Here is a 17,953-nt window from a genome sequence, read left to right on the forward strand (position 1 = left end):
AGACGTAGTCAGCAGATTTACAGTCTGCCCTCGTTGGCCGCTTGAGTATCTCCCCAAAACCGAGTGCAAATATATTATATGTTCTTAATAAAACAAGAAAAACTTCTCTAAAATTCGAGAAGTTTTTCTTACAAATAAATTATAAATATTCTATAAATTATAAATTGCTCTAATAGTTAAAAACCTGGGTTGAATAAAGTATTCAGTTGCACTTACAGATAGGTTTGATGTACTGGATTGATTTTGGGAAGTTGTATTTAGTAAATTAGTAGCTTTTAACTCAAACTCCCATTTTGAGTCTTCATCCTTTCTATATGCTAAAGAAGCGTTCCAAAACTCAAATGTATTTAGGGAAGCTGTTTCATTCCTAAAATCATTAAACGTATAATCTGTTTTAAATGTAAACGATTTAAATATTAATGCATCAAACTCTACAGATGGCGCATGTGTATAAAATTTTGTTCTTGATTGTCCTTGATCATTATCTTGAATAGAATAACGATAACCAATATCAAAGTTTGGAGCAGACCTAAAATTAGAACTAAATCCAAATCTATAATTTTGAGTATAATTTTCGTTAACAGAAACATTAGCGTTAATTAACTGGTTGAATTTAGTGTAGCTAAATGTTCCATTAACTGTTGCTTTCAACTTACCAAAAGTTCTTTGAAAACGGCCATTAGCTGACAAACTTTCGTCTGAAAAATCTGAATTAATTGGAGCACTAACATTCACTACACTTCCAGGCTGAAACTGAGATTCATTTCTTATATTATCAATATTCTTACTGTAATTAATATTAGCAAATACATTTGTATAATTAAACATATTAAAACTAAAATAGGATAGATTCAAATTATGAGATAAAGAATTCTCTAAAAGCGGATTACCAGAACTTAAAGAATTATAATTATTTAACACTAATCCTTGAGCGAATTGAGAGACATCTGTAAATTGATTCTGCACACGATAATTAAATATTATTTGCTCACTGTTTTTTAATTGCATTCTAACATTAAAATCTGGCAACAAACGTGTAAATGTTTGGCTATAGGTTTGATTAAATTGTTCGTTACTTAATGAAAAAGTATGAGCTGAAAAACCAGGAGTAAACGTAAAAATTCCAGCTTTTAACCTATAATGAAACCCCAAATATAAATCACTAAAACTATAGGTTGTATTATTTACACTTAAACCGTTATTTATTACTGGTGTAGGATTTATAACTGACCCATCATCTAAAGTTTGAAAAATATTAGAATCGAAATCTTGACGACTTAGAATAGTTCCAAAAGTTAAGTTAATATCACTTTTTTTATTTAGAATATTCCAGTAATCTAATTTAGCATCTAATTGGTTAGATTTTACTCTTTTTTCTTGACCTAAATCATAACCAACCTGAAATTTATCTAATCCTAAAGCATCTGCAGTAGAATCATAATTTAATTTATCTTCCAAAAATGCATTATAAAATGGATCTTCATCTGATATTAAGTGCTGAGCATTTAAAGCAAATATGTTTTTTTCATTTAAGGTATAGTAATAATCTAAATTTTGATTTATACTAAAAGGCGTACTAGATTCAACCTCACCAATATTTCCAATAACAGATGATGCTACATTTTGTGTTTGAGTTTCATTAGACATTCTACCTAAAATCTCATAATCCAATTGATTATTTGCATTTGGCTTATAAGTTGTATTTAGCTTAAGCATTCCCAAATCACTTTTTTGATGTGTTAAGCTTTCTGTGTATTCATCTGGCACTCCTAATGTTTGATCTGTAAATACACGACTATTATTTTCCTGTAAATCTATTCTACTACTAGAAAATATTCCAAATCCACCAATATCTAATGATTTATTTGGTGATACACTAAAATTTGCTGCTCCAAACTTAGTATTTATATCTTTAGCTCTATTATTTTGCAATTGTAAAAACCCCAAACTATTTCCTCCAAGATTTAAATTTGTTCCACTACTTTGACTTGGAGCTTGAAAACCACCTGAAAAATTAAAATAATCTCTCCTAGAAAAAGCAACTTCTCCAATATTATTTATATCTCCGATAACATTAATACTATATTCTGGACTATAGTAAAATAACTTTGGCTGCGCTAAATATAAACCTTCAGAATCTGCAATTCCTGTCCCAGCAGTTATTGTTCCAAACCAAAAATTCTTTTTACCTTCTTTTAACTTAATATTTATAGCAATATTATCTTGATTATTCTTAACACCACTTAATTGACCTACTTCTGAATAATTTTTTAATACTTGAACTTTATCTACAGCATTAGCAGGAATATTTTGTGTAGCCAATTTTGAGTCTCCATCAAAAAAGTCTTTACCTTCAACCATAACTTTACCTACGGTTTTTCCTTCAACCTCAATTTGCCCATCATCATTAATTTCTACTCCTGGCAATTTTTTAAGAACATCTTCTAGCTTACGCTCTGTACCGTTTTTAAATGAATCTGCATTATATATTAGTGTATCACCACTTATTGTTACTGGCATCTCATAAGTTAACTCAACTTGATCTAAGTTATTATCCTCCACCATAACAAAAACCTTATCAATATTTTCAGATTTTGTTTCAATATTAGCATCAATAGACTTCATTCCAATATAACTTACCTTAATATTATAAGTCGTATTTTCTTCAAGATCTAACTTATACTTACCTTTATCATTAGATATTGCATAAGCATCCATTTTATTAGTTACTTTATTTATTGCAACAATATTTGCAAGCTCTAAAGGATCACCAATACTATCTTTTACGGTTCCCTGAAATCTTATTTGAGAAAAACATACTGTTACCATTAGCAACAATATCCCTGTAATTATATGTTTCATTTATTATTTTTAGTTGGTTTAATACTAACGTCTTCCGCCTTTTCCTCCTCCACGTCTTCCGCCATACATTTCTCTCATCTCTTCCATTTTCTTCTTAACAATATCTTGGTATTCTTGTTTTGTTACTTCTTTTCCTTTACTTGGAACTTTAATTTCTTCTTTTTCTTCAGGGTTTATTGTTATTGAAGAACATAACACTGTAGTTTTACCAGAACTTACTTCTAAAATTAAACCTGGTAATCCACAAAATTCTCCAGGACCATTGCTAACCGGAATTTCCATTGTGTACCACGCAGTTACCTCTACTTCTTTAGGCATTTCAATACCTTCCATAAAACTAGACGTTGTAGTTTTAACAGAATCTTTTTTAACCTCGGCAACATCTTCTTTTTCTTTCTTAGGACCTTTACGTCTCATATTTGTCCAATCAAACTCATCTACAGGCTTCATAGCAGTTGCTTTAAAACACATATATTTACCTATTTGCTTAGTTTCTCCAGACATTTCCCAGTCTAACTTTGGAATAGAATCATTAATTAAAAATTGCTTTCCAAAAAAATCTTGCTCTTGCTTAATATTACTTTCTTTAACATTTTTATATTGAGCTCCTCCAGTAAAACTTTTCATCATTCCCCCAAAACCTCTTCCGCCTCCAGGAGCATCTAACTGCTCTTCTTCCTTGTAAATTGACTCTGTCTTATTAAATGTTAAAACGTATGTTTTCTCTAAGAAACTCTTCATGCGCTCTTGCATCATTTTTTTACGTTCTGGAGACATATCTTTTCCTCCCCAATTATCTAAATCCATTGATGTTTTAGAAATATAAGTTGCTTTCCCTTGAAAATCTGATTGAGAAAATCCTGACAATGTTATTAATGTAAAGACTGCGCAAATGGTTAATTTTATTGATGACATATTCATTTTTAATTGATTTATTTTTTAATTGATTTATTTTTCACCTTACATACAAGACGACCTTAAGATGAAAATGTTAACATGACAACTGTTAAAATAGTGTTAAAAAAACTAACACTTTAAAGTGTTTTAAATATCACTTCAATTGAAGCAAAAATTATTGGTTATAATTTTTGTAACTTGCTATTTATGAAGAAAGTCATTTACGTTTTATTACTACTTGTGTTTACTAATTTATTTTCTCAAGTTAACACGGAATTAATTGATGTAAAAAAAGCCTCACAAGACTCAATTACAAATATAGATAGTTTTAATTTTAAATATTATCTAAATGGTAATAGATTAAAAAAAGAAAACACACTTACAACATTTGATTACAGTAATCTAAAACTAGGAAACATTGCTAATATAGATGCTTTTAACCCATTAAAAACATTTATACTATACAAAGACACAAACTCTGTTGTTATTTTAGATAATAGATTCGCTGAAATTAAAATTATAGATTTTAATCAGTTAAAAAGCTTTAAAGTAATCTCACACATATCAAATGCTAACAATAATAATTTTTGGATTTTTAACACCATAGATAACAGATTAGAGTTGTTTAACTACAACTCCTTATCAACTAAAATAAAAACAAACCCAATTATTTCTAATATTCTAGACATTACTAGCGATTATAATTATGTTTGGCTACTAACAGAAGAGAGTATATTATGCTACAACTATGCTGGAAGCTTAATTTACAAACTTAAAAACGACCATTATCAAAGCATAAAAAACATTAATGAAAACTTAGTCTTAAAAAAAGGAGATTCAATTTATTTCTATAATAAAACCACAAAAGAAACCGATTTAGTCTCTTTAACAAATCAACTCATAAATTCGTTTTTTGTATCGCAACAAAACCTCTATATTTACGAACAGAATAAACTTTACACTTACCAACTAAATTATTAAATATGCACGTTGCAATTGCTGGAAATATTGGCGCAGGAAAAACAACTTTAACAAAATTATTAGCAAAACATTTTAAATGGGAAGCACAATTAGAAGATGTTGTAGATAATCCTTACTTAGACGATTTCTACAACCAAATGGAACGCTGGAGTTTTAACTTACAAGTTTATTTTTTAAATAGCCGATTTAGACAAGTTGCACAAATTAGAGAAAGCGGAAAAGATATTATACAAGACAGAACTATATATGAAGATGCCCATATTTTTGCTCCTAACCTTCACGCAATGGGATTAATGACAAATCGTGATTTTGAAAACTACAAGTCACTTTTTGATTTAATGGAAAGTTTTGTTGCTGCACCAGATGTTTTAATTTACTTAAGAAGCAGTATTCCAAACTTAGTTTCACAAATACACAAACGCGGTAGAGACTATGAAAATTCAATTAGTATAGATTATCTAAGCAGACTAAACGAACGCTATGAAGCGTTTATACAGGGTTATACAAAAGGGAAACTTATAATTATAGATGTTGATAATTTAGATTTTGTAGCTAACCCAGAGGATTTAGGGAATATTATTAATAAAATTGATGCTGAAATAAACGGATTATTTTAGTAGAGCTGCCAATTATAAAACAAAAAAGCCTTTTCATTAATTATGAAAAGGCTTTTTTTATTTTGATATAAACCAATTAAATTTTAAAGTCGTTGGTTTTTTTATGATCACTATTTTCATAACGCTCAACACAAGTGTTGAAAATTTCAGTTGCTTCTTTTGCATCTCCCCAAGCTCCAATAGTAACTTCCTTTTTCTCTAAATCTTTATAGACTCTAAAAAAGTGAGTTATCTCATCTATTCTATGTGGATTCAGGTCTGAAATATCATTACACTTATTCCAAATAGGATCAGAAACTGGTACACAGATAATTTTTTCATCTGGACCTTTTTCATCTGACATATGAAAAACACCAATTGGCTTAACTTCTACAACACACATAGGAAATGTAGGCTCGTGACCTAATACTAAAACATCTAATGGATCTCCATCTAATGCTAGTGTTTCTGGGACGAATCCGTAATCTGCAGGATACATCATAGAAGAAAATAACATTCTATCAAAACGAATTTTCTTTAAATCGAAATCATATTCATATTTATTTCTACTTCCTTTTGGAATCTCTACTAATGCATCAAAAGTTAATTTATCTGATTTACTCATCTTTTAAGTCTTTAATTTTAAGAGCGCAAAAGTAAGGAAATCAATGTTTTTTTAAAAATTTTTAAGCTATTATGTTTTTTGTTAAAGAATTAGAAATAAAAGCCAAAGCTTCCTGTTACTCCAAAAGCTCTAGATTGAGGAACGTTTAGGTAGTTTCCTCTAAAATTAAAATCGATTCTAAATACTTTAAAAATATTAGCAATTCCAAAACTATACTCGTAATAAGCATCTTTGTTCGGTGCGTTATAAAGTAACCCTGAAGCATTAATAGCTCTATTCTCGGCTGACACATCTCCCATAACGCCACGAACACTAATAACTTCTCTCCAATTTAATTTTCTAAGAAATGGAATTCTAGAAAACAATCTTCCATTAAAATTATGCTCCATATGAAGTGTTACATATTCATCAGTTACAAACTCATAAAAATCTAAATTGGAAAACGTATTATATATCGAAAAATAGGTTTGATTTCCAGGCACAACACTCAATAAACCCAAAGGCACTTGACCAAATGTCTTACCAGCTTCAACCGTAGTTGTTAATCTACCAAATCCACCAATAGCCCAAGGCTGAGTATAGGAGAATTGCAACTTAGTATAATTAAAGTCCCCATCTAAAATACCTTTATCTCCTCTAGTTACTTGAGCAAATAAACGTGCAAAATCGTCATTTTTAGTTTTACGCTCCACACCATAACCTGTCATTTCTCTCTTTGGAAAATACGACAACGAGACTGCAGTCTCAAATTGTTTCACCTCAGATTTTGTGCTTGTTTGAGTAGCATCTGAAAAATAGTCTAAACTAAATGTACTAGAAGCAGATTCTAAGGTTCTATAACTTGTACTTAAACGCGTAATGAAGTTTTTAGATGGCTCTAACTCAAAAGACAAAGATGTTAAATTGATATTGGTTAATTTGTCGTTTACTCCTGTTCCTACAACAGAAGAAGAAGCTAAACTCCTACCTAAAACATCTGTACTTGTTGTTAAACTAGCTCCAATTTGCTCTATATCTCTTCGATTACCTCCAGAAATTATAAATCTATTTTTTTTATCAATTAGCCATTTACCAGAAATCCCATATTTAAACTTGTTGTCTTTAAAACCATAAGCTGTAAAACCTTCTAAACGCCAAACATCATTTTGTCCAAAATAAGTTCTTCCTCCAACTCTAAGCCTTAAGCCTTCCACATCATTAAATCCAAATGTAGAAAAAATTGGTCCATAGTCTAAATTAAGTTGATCAAACTCGATATAACCAGACGCTAGAATACTTCCTATATTATATAATCGTTTAAATTTTTTTGTATTTTTAAGTGAATCCAACATCACATACACGCCTTTTTCATCTTTACTTAGTTGCTCTAATCGTTTTTCTTCCCAGAAAGATTCATCTTGATTATAGAGTTCTTCATCAAAACTAAACACTTTTTCTGTATAGAAGTCTTTATCTTTTTCTATATCAAATTTATAATTATCATAAAGCGTAGTACGTTTACCATAAATACCTTTTGATTTTTCCTTTTTATTAAAGGCAAAATCACTCATAAAATAATCTCTCTTTATCAGAAATACAGAATCGTTTAATACATCAAATTCCTGTTCTATATAAATTTCTTTTACCCAATTTATATTTGCACTTTTAGAAGCCTGTAAATTAATTTCTTTTATTGCAAATGTTGTGTCTGCAACCCAAAAATCACCTTTAAAAGTTAACTCATTTTTACGTCTTGGGTAATATATAATATTGTAACACCATTTATTACCTCTAAAAGAACTATCCGCTAGAACATAATTATAAGTACTTATCCCTGTTTTTGATAAAGGACTTGTAAAACTTTTATCGAAGAATTTTAAATAGTTATCATAAACATCATACTCAGAATACAAATCGTCTATAAAATCAATTATGGTTTGATTGTTACTAAAACCAGAATTTTTATTTCCTTTAAGTACTTCAAGTTTTTCTTTTAATATATTATCTCCATAAACCTCACTTGCGGCTTCGTTGATAAACATTGGCAAGTATGTTTTTCCTGTAACTTTAGATGTATCTACTTGGTCAAAGACAAACTCCATTCCTCTAAACAGCTTACTCTTCATTGTAGCACTATCAATAGTGTTTAAATCAAATTCAACCTTTTCGTATTTCTCGTATTGGTATTGTTTGTATTTGTTTAAGCCATTAACTCGTTTATTAGCCCAAATTTTGCGAAGAATATCTATTGCAGGATTGTTTTTTTTAGATTGTTTTCCTGTAACAATAACAACTTCGTTTAAAGAAGCAACTTCTTCATTCAAGATAATTTTAAGATTATAATTTGCTCCCTTTTTAAGAGTAATATCCTGAGCTTGATAGCCTACAAAAGAAATCACCAAAGTATCCCAATCTACATCAGCTTCCATATAAAATTTACCATTCTCGTTAGTAATTGTTCCTTTAGATGAATTCTTAAAAATCACATTAGCAAACGAAATTGGCTCATTAAATTCATCAAAAACATAGCCACTAACCTTAGTCTGAGCTAAAGTAATAAATGAAAATAAACTAAAAATAAAGACTGCTAAACACTTCATAAATTGAGCAAAAAAAAAACTTCACTAACAAACTGGTTAATGAAGTTTATATAATAACGAAAATAATAAATTATTTTTTATACATAACTTTTTTTACAGCTTTAATTACTGAGTTATAATCCGGCAACCATTCTGCCAATAAAACTGGCGAATAAGGTGCTGGAGTATCTGCTGTATTAATTTTTACAATTGGTGCATCTAAGTAATCGAATGCTTCAGATTGCACAATATATGTTAATTCTGTAGATACATTTCCAAATGGCCAAGCTTCTTCTAAAACTACTAAACGGTTTGTTTTCTTAACAGATTCTAAAACGGTTTTCTTATCTAAAGGTCTTACGGTTCTTAAATCAATTATTTCGCAAGAAATACCTTGAGAAGCTAACTCATCTGCTGCTTTATATGCTTCTTTTATAATTTTACCAAAAGATACAATAGTTACATCTGATCCTTCACGTTTAATTTCAGCTACTCCTAAAGGAATTGTGTATTCGCCTTCTGGCACTTCACCTTTATCACCATACATCTGCTCGCTTTCCATAAAAATTACCGGATCATCATCTCTAATTGAAGATTTTAAAAGTCCTTTCGCATCGTATGGATTAGATGGCACTACAACTTTTAATCCTGGCGTATTAGCAAACCAATTTTCAAAAGCCTGAGAATGTGTTGCTGCTAATTGTCCAGCAGAAGCAGTTGGACCTCTAAATACTATTGGACATTTAAATTGTCCTCCAGACATCTGTCTAATTTTAGCGGCATTATTTATAATTTGATCTATTCCAACTAATGAGAAATTAAAAGTCATATACTCTACAATAGGTCTGTTTCCAGTCATTGTAGAACCAATAGCTATTCCTGCAAATCCAAGTTCTGCAATTGGTGTATCTATAACGCGTTTTGCACCAAACTCATCTAACATTCCTTTAGATGCTTTATATGCTCCATTGTATTCAGCAACTTCTTCACCCATTAAGTAAATGCTCTCGTCTCTGCGCATTTCTTCGCTCATAGCCTCACAAATAGCTTCTCTAAATTGAATAGTTTTCATAGTTTAATTTCGATTAAGGCACAAAAATAAGCATAAATAGAAAAACATATGTAAAAGTTTTATTTAAAATTTATTATGCACGCATAGTATATTTTTATAAAAAATGTATTAAATTCGTAATCTCGTAATTTTTACACTTTTTATTTTGCAAAAGGTTAAAAATAGCGGATTTTTACAGAATCGTTTTTAGACAATTTATAAAAAAATTTATATGAAAATTTTAGTGTGCATTAGTCACGTACCAGACACAACATCAAAAATCAATTTTACAGATGGAGACACAAAATTTGACACTAATGGTGTGCAATTTGTAATTAACCCAAATGATGAGTTTGGATTAACAAGAGCTATGTGGTTTAAAGAAAAGCAAGGTGCAAGTGTAGATGTTATTAATGTTGGAGGCTCAGAAACAGAACCTACACTTCGCAAAGCATTAGCAATTGGAGCAGATAATGCTATTAGAATAAATACAGAAGCAAAAGATGGTTTTCAAGTAGCAAAAGAATTATCTAAAGTTGTAAAAGATGGAGGTTATGATTTAGTAATTGCAGGTAGAGAATCTATAGATTATAATGGTGCTATGGTACCAGGAATGCTTGCAGAGTTAACAGACGCCAACTTTGTAACTAACTGTATTTCTTTAGAAATTGATGGAACTAACGCAAAAGCAGTTAGAGAAATTGATGGCGGAAAAGAAACTGTTGCTACAAGTTTACCCTTGGTTATTGGAGGACAAAAAGGACTAGTAGAAGAAAGTGATTTACGTATTCCAAATATGAGAGGTATAATGATGGCTCGTAAAAAACCTTTAACAGTTTTAGAAGCTTCAGTTGACTCTAATGAAACTTCTGCTGTGAGCTTTGAAAAACCAGCACCTAAAGGAGCAGTAAAATTAGTAAATGCAGATAACTTAGACGAATTAGTAAACTTACTTCACAACGAAGCAAAAGTTATTTAATTTATCCTGAATTAAGTTCAGATATTTTCAAGTTTACAAAACATTAATGAGGTTTTTACAATTATAAAAACCAAAACAAAAATTAAATTATGTCAGTTTTAGTATATACAGAATCAGAAAACGGAAAATTTAAAAAAACAGCATTTGAAGTTGCTTCATACGCAAAAGCAGTTGCTTCACAATTAGGAACTACAGTTACTGCTGTTGCTATAAACGCAGCAGACACTAGTGCATTAGCCAGTTATGGTGTAGACAAAGTATTAAATATCTCTAATTCGGAATTAGAGAAATTTAATGCAAAGTCTTACGCTTCAGCAATTTCTCAAGCCGCAAAACAAGAAGATACTAAAGTAGTCGTGGTTAGTCAAACAGCAGATAGTAAATATTTAGCACCAATTTTAGCCATTAATTTAGAAGCTGGCTATGTTTCGAATGTAGTTGAAACACCAAGTAACACATCACCTTTTACGGTAAAACGAACTGCTTTCACAAACAAAGCATTTAATAATACAACTATAAATACAGACGTGAAAATTGTTGGAGTTTCTAACAATGCTTATGGTTTAGTGGAAAATTCAGCAAGTGCAACTTCTGAATCATTTTCCCCTAGTCTACCAACAAATGGTGTAACAGTAGAATCTGTAGACAAAGCATCAGATAAAGTTAGTATTGCAGATGCAGAAGTAGTAGTTTCAGCAGGTAGAGGATTAAAAGGTCCTGAAAATTGGGGAATGATAGAAGAACTTGCAGATGTTTTAGGAGCCGCTACAGCTTGCTCTAAACCGGTTTCGGATTTAGGTTGGAGACCACATAGTGAACACGTAGGTCAAACAGGAAAACCTGTAGCATCTAACTTATATATTGCCATAGGAATCTCTGGAGCAATTCAACACTTAGCAGGAATTAATGCTAGTAAAGTAAAAGTTGTTGTTAACACAGATCCTGAAGCGCCTTTCTTTAAAGCAGCGGACTATGGTGTTGTTGGTGATGCTTTTGAAGTAATTCCACAACTTATAGAAAAATTAAAAGCATTTAAATTAGCAAACGCTTAATTATAAATATAAAGATTATTCTTTTAAAAGAATTGCTTAAATTAGACCTCTAAAACTGACAAAATCAGTTTGGTAAAGTTCTAATTTAAGTAGTTCTTTGCTTTTTATAACAACTATGAGTTTAGTAAGATTAAACATAAAAGGTATATCGTACAGTCAAACACAAAATGGTGCTTATGCACTTATTTTGAATGAAATTGATGGCGAACGCAAACTACCAATAGTAATTGGTGCTTTTGAAGCACAAAGTATTGCTATTGCATTAGAAAAAGAAATTAGCCCACCAAGGCCATTAACTCACGACCTATTTAAAACATTTTCTGATAGATTTAATATTGTTGTAAAACAAGTTATTATTCATAAATTAGTAGATGGTGTATTTTATTCAAGCTTAATTTGTGAACGTGATAAAATTGAAGAAATTATAGATGCAAGAACTAGCGATGCTATTGCATTGGCTTTACGATTTAAAGCACCTATTTTTACATACAAAAACATATTAGATAAAGCAGGAATCTTTTTAAAAGGAGAACAAGATATAACAACTACTGACAATGAAGATGATTTCAATGATGAAGACGACATTTTAGTAGATGCGCTTTTAGCTGATCTTGAAGAAGACCAAAAAGAGAACCCTAAAAATAATTTATCAAGTAAATCATTAGAAGAACTTAATAACCTTTTAGATGAAGCTGTAGCCAACGAAGACTACGAAAAAGCTGCCCATTTAAGAGACGAAATTTCAAAACGATAATTTTTATGAGACATGCTATTTTAGCCTTTTTTCTAACATTTTTGAGTATTAACTTTATCAATGCACAAATAGACTCAACACAATTAACATCTCAAATTGAATTTGATAAATTAGAAAGCAAAATAGCAGATTTAGAATTACTTCAATTAGATAACACAACAAAATATTGGCAACTATCTAAAAACTTAATTTATGAAAGTTTTCCAGATAGTCTAAATTCTTCTGTAAATTTTGAAAAAGGAAAAGAATTTTTATCATTAGATAAAAATGGTCAATACGCTTCTATAATTAATAATAATTTCAATAAAGGATTTTGGATTGAAAACAGAAATTTATTAATATTTAAACAAAAGATTCCTTCGACAGTTGATGTCTATTATGAAATAATAGAGAATTCAGAAAACACTTTGAAACTAAAAAAAGGAAATCAAGTTTTAATATATGTATCTGAAAATCATTCAAATTTCATTACAAAAAAAGTAAGTAGCGATATTATTATTAAAAGTACAGGCTATACGTTTACAAGTATTTGGCGAGGAATTCTTGGAATGTTCACTCTAATATTTCTAGCTTTTCTATTTAGCAGTAACCGCAGAGCAGTTAATTGGAAAACTGTTGGTTTAGGATTAGTTTTTCAATTAATTATCGCTGTATGTGTTTTACAAATTAGCTTTATTAAAAATGCATTTGAAGCTGTCGGTCAAATTTTCATAAACATTCTTGATTTCACTCGAGCTGGTAGTGAGTTTCTATTTAGTGGCGTAATGGATATTAATTCATACGGATTCATCTTCGCATTTCAAGTATTACCAACAATATTATTCTTTTCAGCATTAACTTCTGTATTGTTTTATTTAGGGTTAATTCAAAAAGTGGTAAAACTAATGGCTTTATTACTGACTAAGGTTTTAAAAATATCTGGAGCTGAAAGCTTAAGTGTTGCGGGAAATATTTTTTTAGGTCAAACTGAAGCACCACTTTTAATTAAAGCTTATTTAGAAAAAATGACCAAGTCTGAAATTCTTTTAGTTATGATTGGAGGAATGGCAACCGTTGCTGGAGCAGTATTAGCAGCTTACATAGGTTTTTTAGGCGGTGAAGACGAAGCTTTAAAATTATTTTACGCTAAACACTTATTAGCAGCGTCTGTTATGGCAGCTCCTGGAGCTATTGTAATCTCTAAAATATTATTCCCACAAACCGAAACAGTAAATACTGAAGTAGAAGTTTCTAAAGACAAGATTGGTAGTAATATTTTAGATGCTATAGCTAATGGAACAACAGAAGGCTTACGTTTAGCAGTAAATGTAGGCGCAATGCTTTTGGTTTTTGTAGCTTTTATTGCAATGATAAATGGAATGCTTGGTTGGGTTGGAGATGTTACTACAATTAATACTTGGGTTGCTGCAAACACAGCTTATAAAAGTTTATCTTTGGAGCTAATACTTGGTTATGCTTTTGCACCATTAATGTGGTTAATTGGAGTTGCTACGGAAGATATGGCTCTAATGGGACAACTATTAGGTATAAAATTAGCGGCTAGCGAATTTATTGGATACATACAATTAGCAGAACTTAAAAACGTAGCAAATGCAACACATTTAACTTATGAAAAATCTGTTATTATGGCAACTTATATGTTATGTGGTTTTGCAAACTTTGCTTCTATTGGAATTCAAATTGGTGGAATTGGTTCTCTAGCTCCTGGACAACGTAAAAACCTATCTAAATTTGGAATGAAAGCTTTAATTGGAGGAACAATAGCGTCACTAATTTCTGCTACTATTGCAGGAATGATTATTGGCTAAAATTAGTTAATAACTTTTTTATATATTATAGGGTTGAGTGCTAAGCATTCAACCCTTATTTTTTATTTTTAAACTTTAATTATATATTATAATAGATGAAACAATATCACGATTTAGTAAAACACGTTTTTGAACACGGAAATGAAAAAGGAGATAGAACTGGAACTGGAACTAAAAGTGTTTTTGGTTATCAAATGCGATTTGATTTAAGCGAAGGTTTTCCTATGGTTACTACAAAGAAACTACACTTAAAGTCTATTATTTATGAATTGCTTTGGTTTCTAAAAGGAGATACAAATATAGATTACCTTACGGAAAATGGTGTAAGAATATGGAACGAATGGGCAGATAAAAATGGAAATCTTGGACCCGTATATGGTCACCAATGGCGTAATTGGAATAGTGATGAAGTAGATCAAATTAAAGAAGTTGTAGATACTTTAAAAAGCAATCCTAATAGTAGAAGAATGCTAGTTTCTGCTTGGAACCCATCTGTTTTACCAGACACATCTTTATCTTTCGATGAAAATGTTGCCAATGGAAAAGCAGCTTTACCACCTTGCCACGCGTTTTTTCAATTTTATGTAGCTGATGGAAAATTGAGTTGTCAATTATACCAACGTAGCGCAGATATTTTTCTTGGCGTACCTTTTAATATTGGTAGCTATGCACTTTTTACTATGATGATGGCACAAGTTTGTGGTTATGAAGCTGGAGAATTTATTCACACATTTGGAGATGCACATATTTACAATAACCACAAAGAACAATTAGAATTACAATTATCTCGTGAATGCAGACCATTACCAAAAATGACTTTAAATCCTGAGATTACAGATATTTTCGATTTTAAATTTGAAGATTTCACACTAACAGATTACAATCCGCATCCGCATATTAAAGGTAAAGTTGCTATTTAAAAAACTATCACTAAAATATGAAAAAGGCATTATTAGCTATTATTCTACTTTTTACAATAGGTAAAGTGTTTTCTCAAGAAAGCACTAGTCCTAAAGATATAGATTCATTACGTGTAATAAACGATGTAAAAGAAGTTCCTTTTTCAGTTATAGAAGACGTACCAATTTATTCAGGTTGTGGTTCATTTTTAAGCTCAGAAGAAAAGAAACAATATATGAGTTCAAAAATTAATGAATTCATAGCTAAGAATTTTGATATTTCAATTACACAAAAATTAGGTTTACCAGATGGACCAACAAAAATAACTTGTGCTTTTACAATAGACAAAACAGGAAAAGCTATAAATATTAGAGCACGAGCATCACATCCATTACTTGAAAAAGAAGCCATTAGAGTTCTAAAACTAATTCCTGAATTTGAAAAACCTGGTTATTTTAAAGGCAAACCTGTTGAAGTTCCATACGGCTTACCTATAAAATTTGTGATTAAGAACGAAACTAATACAGAAAACTCACCTTTAATTTACCCAACACATAAACGCTGTACTAAGATTACTAACAATAAACTTCTAGAAGAATGTACTATTAAGAAAGTATCAAACTTCATACAATTAAGTGTTGACCTAGAATTAGCGGACAGATTATTTCCTCAAGATAAAACAACTCAATTTAGAGTCTTGTTTACTATAGACAAAAAAGGAAACATAAAAGATATAACAGCAAAAGCTCATAAAAAAGAAATGGCAAAAGAAGTTATTAGAGTTTTAAGAAGACTGCCTAAATTTAAAAAACCAGCAATGAAAAATGGTGAGCCAGTTGATTTTGATTTCTCTTATTTAATGACTATTTATTTCTAAAGTAACCTATGTTCGGAAAGAAAAAACCAATACAAAAAATAGATCAAGAACAGTTAGAGTTAATCACTTATGCTCAAAAACGTATATCGCAAAAAAAACGTTTTTACACGCATGTTATTTTCTTTTTTATAGTGACTTCTATTCTATTAATTTTTAATATTCTTTTAAAATTAGGAGATAATTTTACTGTATTTGGAAATCCTTGGAGCATTATTTTTGCTGTAGTTTGGTTTCTATTTTTAATGTATCATGCCATAAAAGTGTACATCTTAAACACCTTTATGAACGCAAAGTGGGAAAAACAACAATTAGAAAAACTAGTTAATGCTCAAAAAGCACGAATAGAAAAATTAAAAGCAACACTTAAAAAAGAAGACATTCATATCGCTAAATCCGAAATCTACAACAAACAACTTATGCAAACCATACCAAACTTAACATTAATTGTTGCTACTGCAGAAGCCAATGAAATTGGAAAAAATAATGATTTAATTTGGCACTTGCGTAACGATTTAAAACGTTTTAAAGCCTTAACTTCTGGACATTGTATAATCATGGGACGTAAAACGTTTGAAAGCTTCCCAAAACCATTACCAAACCGTTTGCATATTGTTATAACAAGACAAGCAGATTATAAAGTTCCTGAAGGCGTAATAGTGGTGAATAGCCTAGAGGAAGCGTTTACTAAAATTCCTAAAACCGAAACACAACCTTTTGTAATTGGTGGCGGAGAAATCTATAAGCAAGCAATTCCATTTACAGAAAAGATAGAATTAACTAAAGTTCATGCGAATTTTGATGCTGACACATTTTTCCCTCAATTTGATTTAGGCGAATGGAAAGAAATTAATAATGAATTTCACAAAAAAGACGAGCAACATGATTACGAGTTCTCGTTTATAACCTACGTAAGAAAATAAGTTTAGAAATAACAATCAACTAATCTTAATTTATTTGTTAATTTCGCAATATGGTTAAAGACATTCAACTTCGAATTACTCTTAAAGAAGAAGAAATTAGCGATATTTTACTTAAAAAATCAGCTGCTTTTTTAAGTATTCCACGTTCAGAAATTACAGGAATAAAAGTATTACGAAAGTCTATAGATGCCAGAAAGCCAAAAATTATTCTAAATTATAAATTAGCAGTTTATATAAAAGAAGCTTTACCTGAAAAATCAGAATATCAATTTGAATACAAAGATGTTGCTAAAGCAAAATCAGTTCATATTATTGGTTTTGGTCCTGCTGGAATGTACGCAGCTCTACGTTGCTTAGAACTAGGTTACAAACCTATTGTTTTAGAACGCGGAAATAATGTAAAAGATAGACGTAGAGATTTAAAAGCAATAAATCAAGATCATTTTGTAAACGAAGATTCCAACTACTGTTTTGGCGAAGGTGGCGCAGGAACTTATAGTGATGGAAAGCTTTACACACGAAGTCTTAAACGTGGCGATGTTAGAAAAATATTTGAAAACTTAGTATTTCACGGTGCAACAGACCAGATTTTAGTAGATGCGCATCCACATATTGGAACAAACAAGTTACCAAAAGTGGTTCAGAACATTCGTGAAACTATTATAAATCACGGCGGAGAAATTCATTTTAATACCAGAGTAACCGATTTTGTAATTAAAAACAATAAAATCGAAGCGCTTAGACTTAAAAATGATACTGAATTAGCAACACAACGTGTTATTTTAGCTACAGGACATTCGGCAAGAGACATTTATCAATTATTAGACGATAAAAAAATAGCATTAAAAGCAAAATCTTTTGCTATGGGAGTTCGTGTAGAACATCCGCAACAAATTATAGACAATATTCAATACCATTGTACTGGAGAACGTAACGAGCTTTTACCAGCTGCATCTTACAGTTTGGTGCAACAAGTAAATAGTCGTGGTGTGTATTCATTTTGTATGTGTCCTGGCGGATTTATTGTTCCTGCAGCAACAGCAAATGGCGAAGTTGTAGTAAATGGAATGTCGCCTTCTCGTAGAAATAACAA

15 protein-coding genes are annotated in these 17,953 nt (G+C 30.5%); 10 read left to right on the forward strand and 5 right to left on the reverse strand.

Going from position 1 to position 17,953, the window contains the following annotated elements; all coding sequences use genetic code 11:
* Positions 1-150: 150 nt before the first annotated feature.
* Both ACFDSN_RS08280 and ACFDSN_RS08285 read right to left on the reverse strand, forming a co-directional pair.
* Positions 151-2,862, reverse strand: coding sequence for a carboxypeptidase-like regulatory domain-containing protein (locus tag ACFDSN_RS08280; protein ID WP_375239380.1), 2,712 nt, complete (start codon positions 2,860-2,862; stop codon positions 151-153).
* Positions 2,863-2,886: 24 nt separating this feature from the next.
* Positions 2,887-3,777, reverse strand: a complete 891-nt coding sequence (locus ACFDSN_RS08285) for a GLPGLI family protein (protein WP_375239381.1) — start codon at positions 3,775-3,777, stop codon at positions 2,887-2,889.
* 189 nt (positions 3,778-3,966) lie between these two features.
* On the opposite strand from ACFDSN_RS08285, the gene ACFDSN_RS08290 reads away from it, so the two are divergent.
* Together ACFDSN_RS08290 and ACFDSN_RS08295 are read left to right on the forward strand one after the other, a co-directional pair.
* Positions 3,967-4,740, forward strand: a complete 774-nt coding sequence (locus ACFDSN_RS08290) for a hypothetical protein (RefSeq protein WP_375239382.1) — start codon at positions 3,967-3,969, stop codon at positions 4,738-4,740.
* 2 nt (positions 4,741-4,742) lie between these two features.
* Positions 4,743-5,357, forward strand: coding sequence for a deoxynucleoside kinase (locus ACFDSN_RS08295; protein ID WP_375239383.1), 615 nt, complete (start codon positions 4,743-4,745; stop codon positions 5,355-5,357).
* Positions 5,358-5,433: 76 nt separating this feature from the next.
* Here the strand turns inward: ACFDSN_RS08295 and ACFDSN_RS08300 are convergent, their stop codons facing one another.
* The 3 genes from ACFDSN_RS08300 to ACFDSN_RS08310 all read right to left on the reverse strand — a co-directional run bounded on the left by ACFDSN_RS08300 (position 5,434) and on the right by ACFDSN_RS08310 (position 9,591).
* The gene (locus tag ACFDSN_RS08300; protein ID WP_375239384.1) at positions 5,434-5,961 is read right to left on the reverse strand and encodes an inorganic diphosphatase; all 528 of its coding nucleotides are present in this window, start codon (positions 5,959-5,961) and stop codon (positions 5,434-5,436) included.
* Positions 5,962-6,050: 89 nt separating this feature from the next.
* Positions 6,051-8,540 (reverse strand): DUF5686 family protein, encoded by a 2,490-nt coding sequence (locus tag ACFDSN_RS08305; protein WP_375239385.1) that lies wholly within the window; start codon positions 8,538-8,540, stop codon positions 6,051-6,053.
* A gap of 70 nt (positions 8,541-8,610) precedes the next feature.
* Positions 8,611-9,591, reverse strand: a complete 981-nt coding sequence (locus ACFDSN_RS08310; RefSeq protein WP_375239386.1) for a pyruvate dehydrogenase complex E1 component subunit beta — start codon at positions 9,589-9,591, stop codon at positions 8,611-8,613.
* Positions 9,592-9,802: 211 nt separating this feature from the next.
* Here ACFDSN_RS08310 and ACFDSN_RS08315 point away from each other — a divergent pair, with 211 nt between their 5' ends.
* The 8 genes from ACFDSN_RS08315 to ACFDSN_RS08350 all read left to right on the forward strand — a co-directional run.
* Positions 9,803-10,549 carry an electron transfer flavoprotein subunit beta/FixA family protein gene (locus ACFDSN_RS08315; RefSeq protein ID WP_375239387.1) on the forward strand — a complete coding sequence of 249 codons (747 nt, stop codon included), beginning with the start codon at positions 9,803-9,805 and terminating at the stop codon, positions 10,547-10,549.
* An 89-nt stretch (positions 10,550-10,638) separates the two neighbouring features.
* Entirely contained in the window at positions 10,639-11,601 is a 963-nt protein-coding gene (locus ACFDSN_RS08320) for an electron transfer flavoprotein subunit alpha/FixB family protein (protein ID WP_375239388.1), read from the forward strand.
* A 115-nt stretch (positions 11,602-11,716) separates the two neighbouring features.
* Positions 11,717-12,355 (forward strand): bifunctional nuclease domain-containing protein, encoded by a 639-nt coding sequence (locus tag ACFDSN_RS08325; protein WP_375239389.1) that lies wholly within the window; start codon positions 11,717-11,719, stop codon positions 12,353-12,355.
* Positions 12,356-12,822: 467 nt separating this feature from the next.
* Positions 12,823-14,163: a NupC/NupG family nucleoside CNT transporter gene (locus tag ACFDSN_RS08330; protein ID WP_375239394.1), complete on the forward strand. Its 1,341-nt coding sequence runs from the start codon at positions 12,823-12,825 to the stop codon at positions 14,161-14,163.
* 95 nt (positions 14,164-14,258) lie between these two features.
* Positions 14,259-15,083, forward strand: coding sequence for a thymidylate synthase (locus ACFDSN_RS08335; RefSeq protein WP_375239390.1), 825 nt, complete (start codon positions 14,259-14,261; stop codon positions 15,081-15,083).
* Positions 15,084-15,100: 17 nt separating this feature from the next.
* Positions 15,101-15,940 carry an energy transducer TonB gene (locus ACFDSN_RS08340; protein WP_375239391.1) on the forward strand — a complete coding sequence of 280 codons (840 nt, stop codon included), beginning with the start codon at positions 15,101-15,103 and terminating at the stop codon, positions 15,938-15,940.
* Positions 15,941-15,948: 8 nt separating this feature from the next.
* Positions 15,949-16,860: a dihydrofolate reductase gene (locus ACFDSN_RS08345; RefSeq protein WP_375239392.1), complete on the forward strand. Its 912-nt coding sequence runs from the start codon at positions 15,949-15,951 to the stop codon at positions 16,858-16,860.
* Between the two features lie 50 nt (positions 16,861-16,910).
* A partial coding sequence (locus tag ACFDSN_RS08350) for an NAD(P)/FAD-dependent oxidoreductase (RefSeq protein WP_375239393.1) occupies positions 16,911-17,953 on the forward strand: 1,043 nt, incomplete at its 3' end.

This window comes from Aurantibacter sp. (genome assembly GCF_042094015.1).
GTDB lineage: Bacteria > Bacteroidota > Bacteroidia > Flavobacteriales > Flavobacteriaceae > Aurantibacter.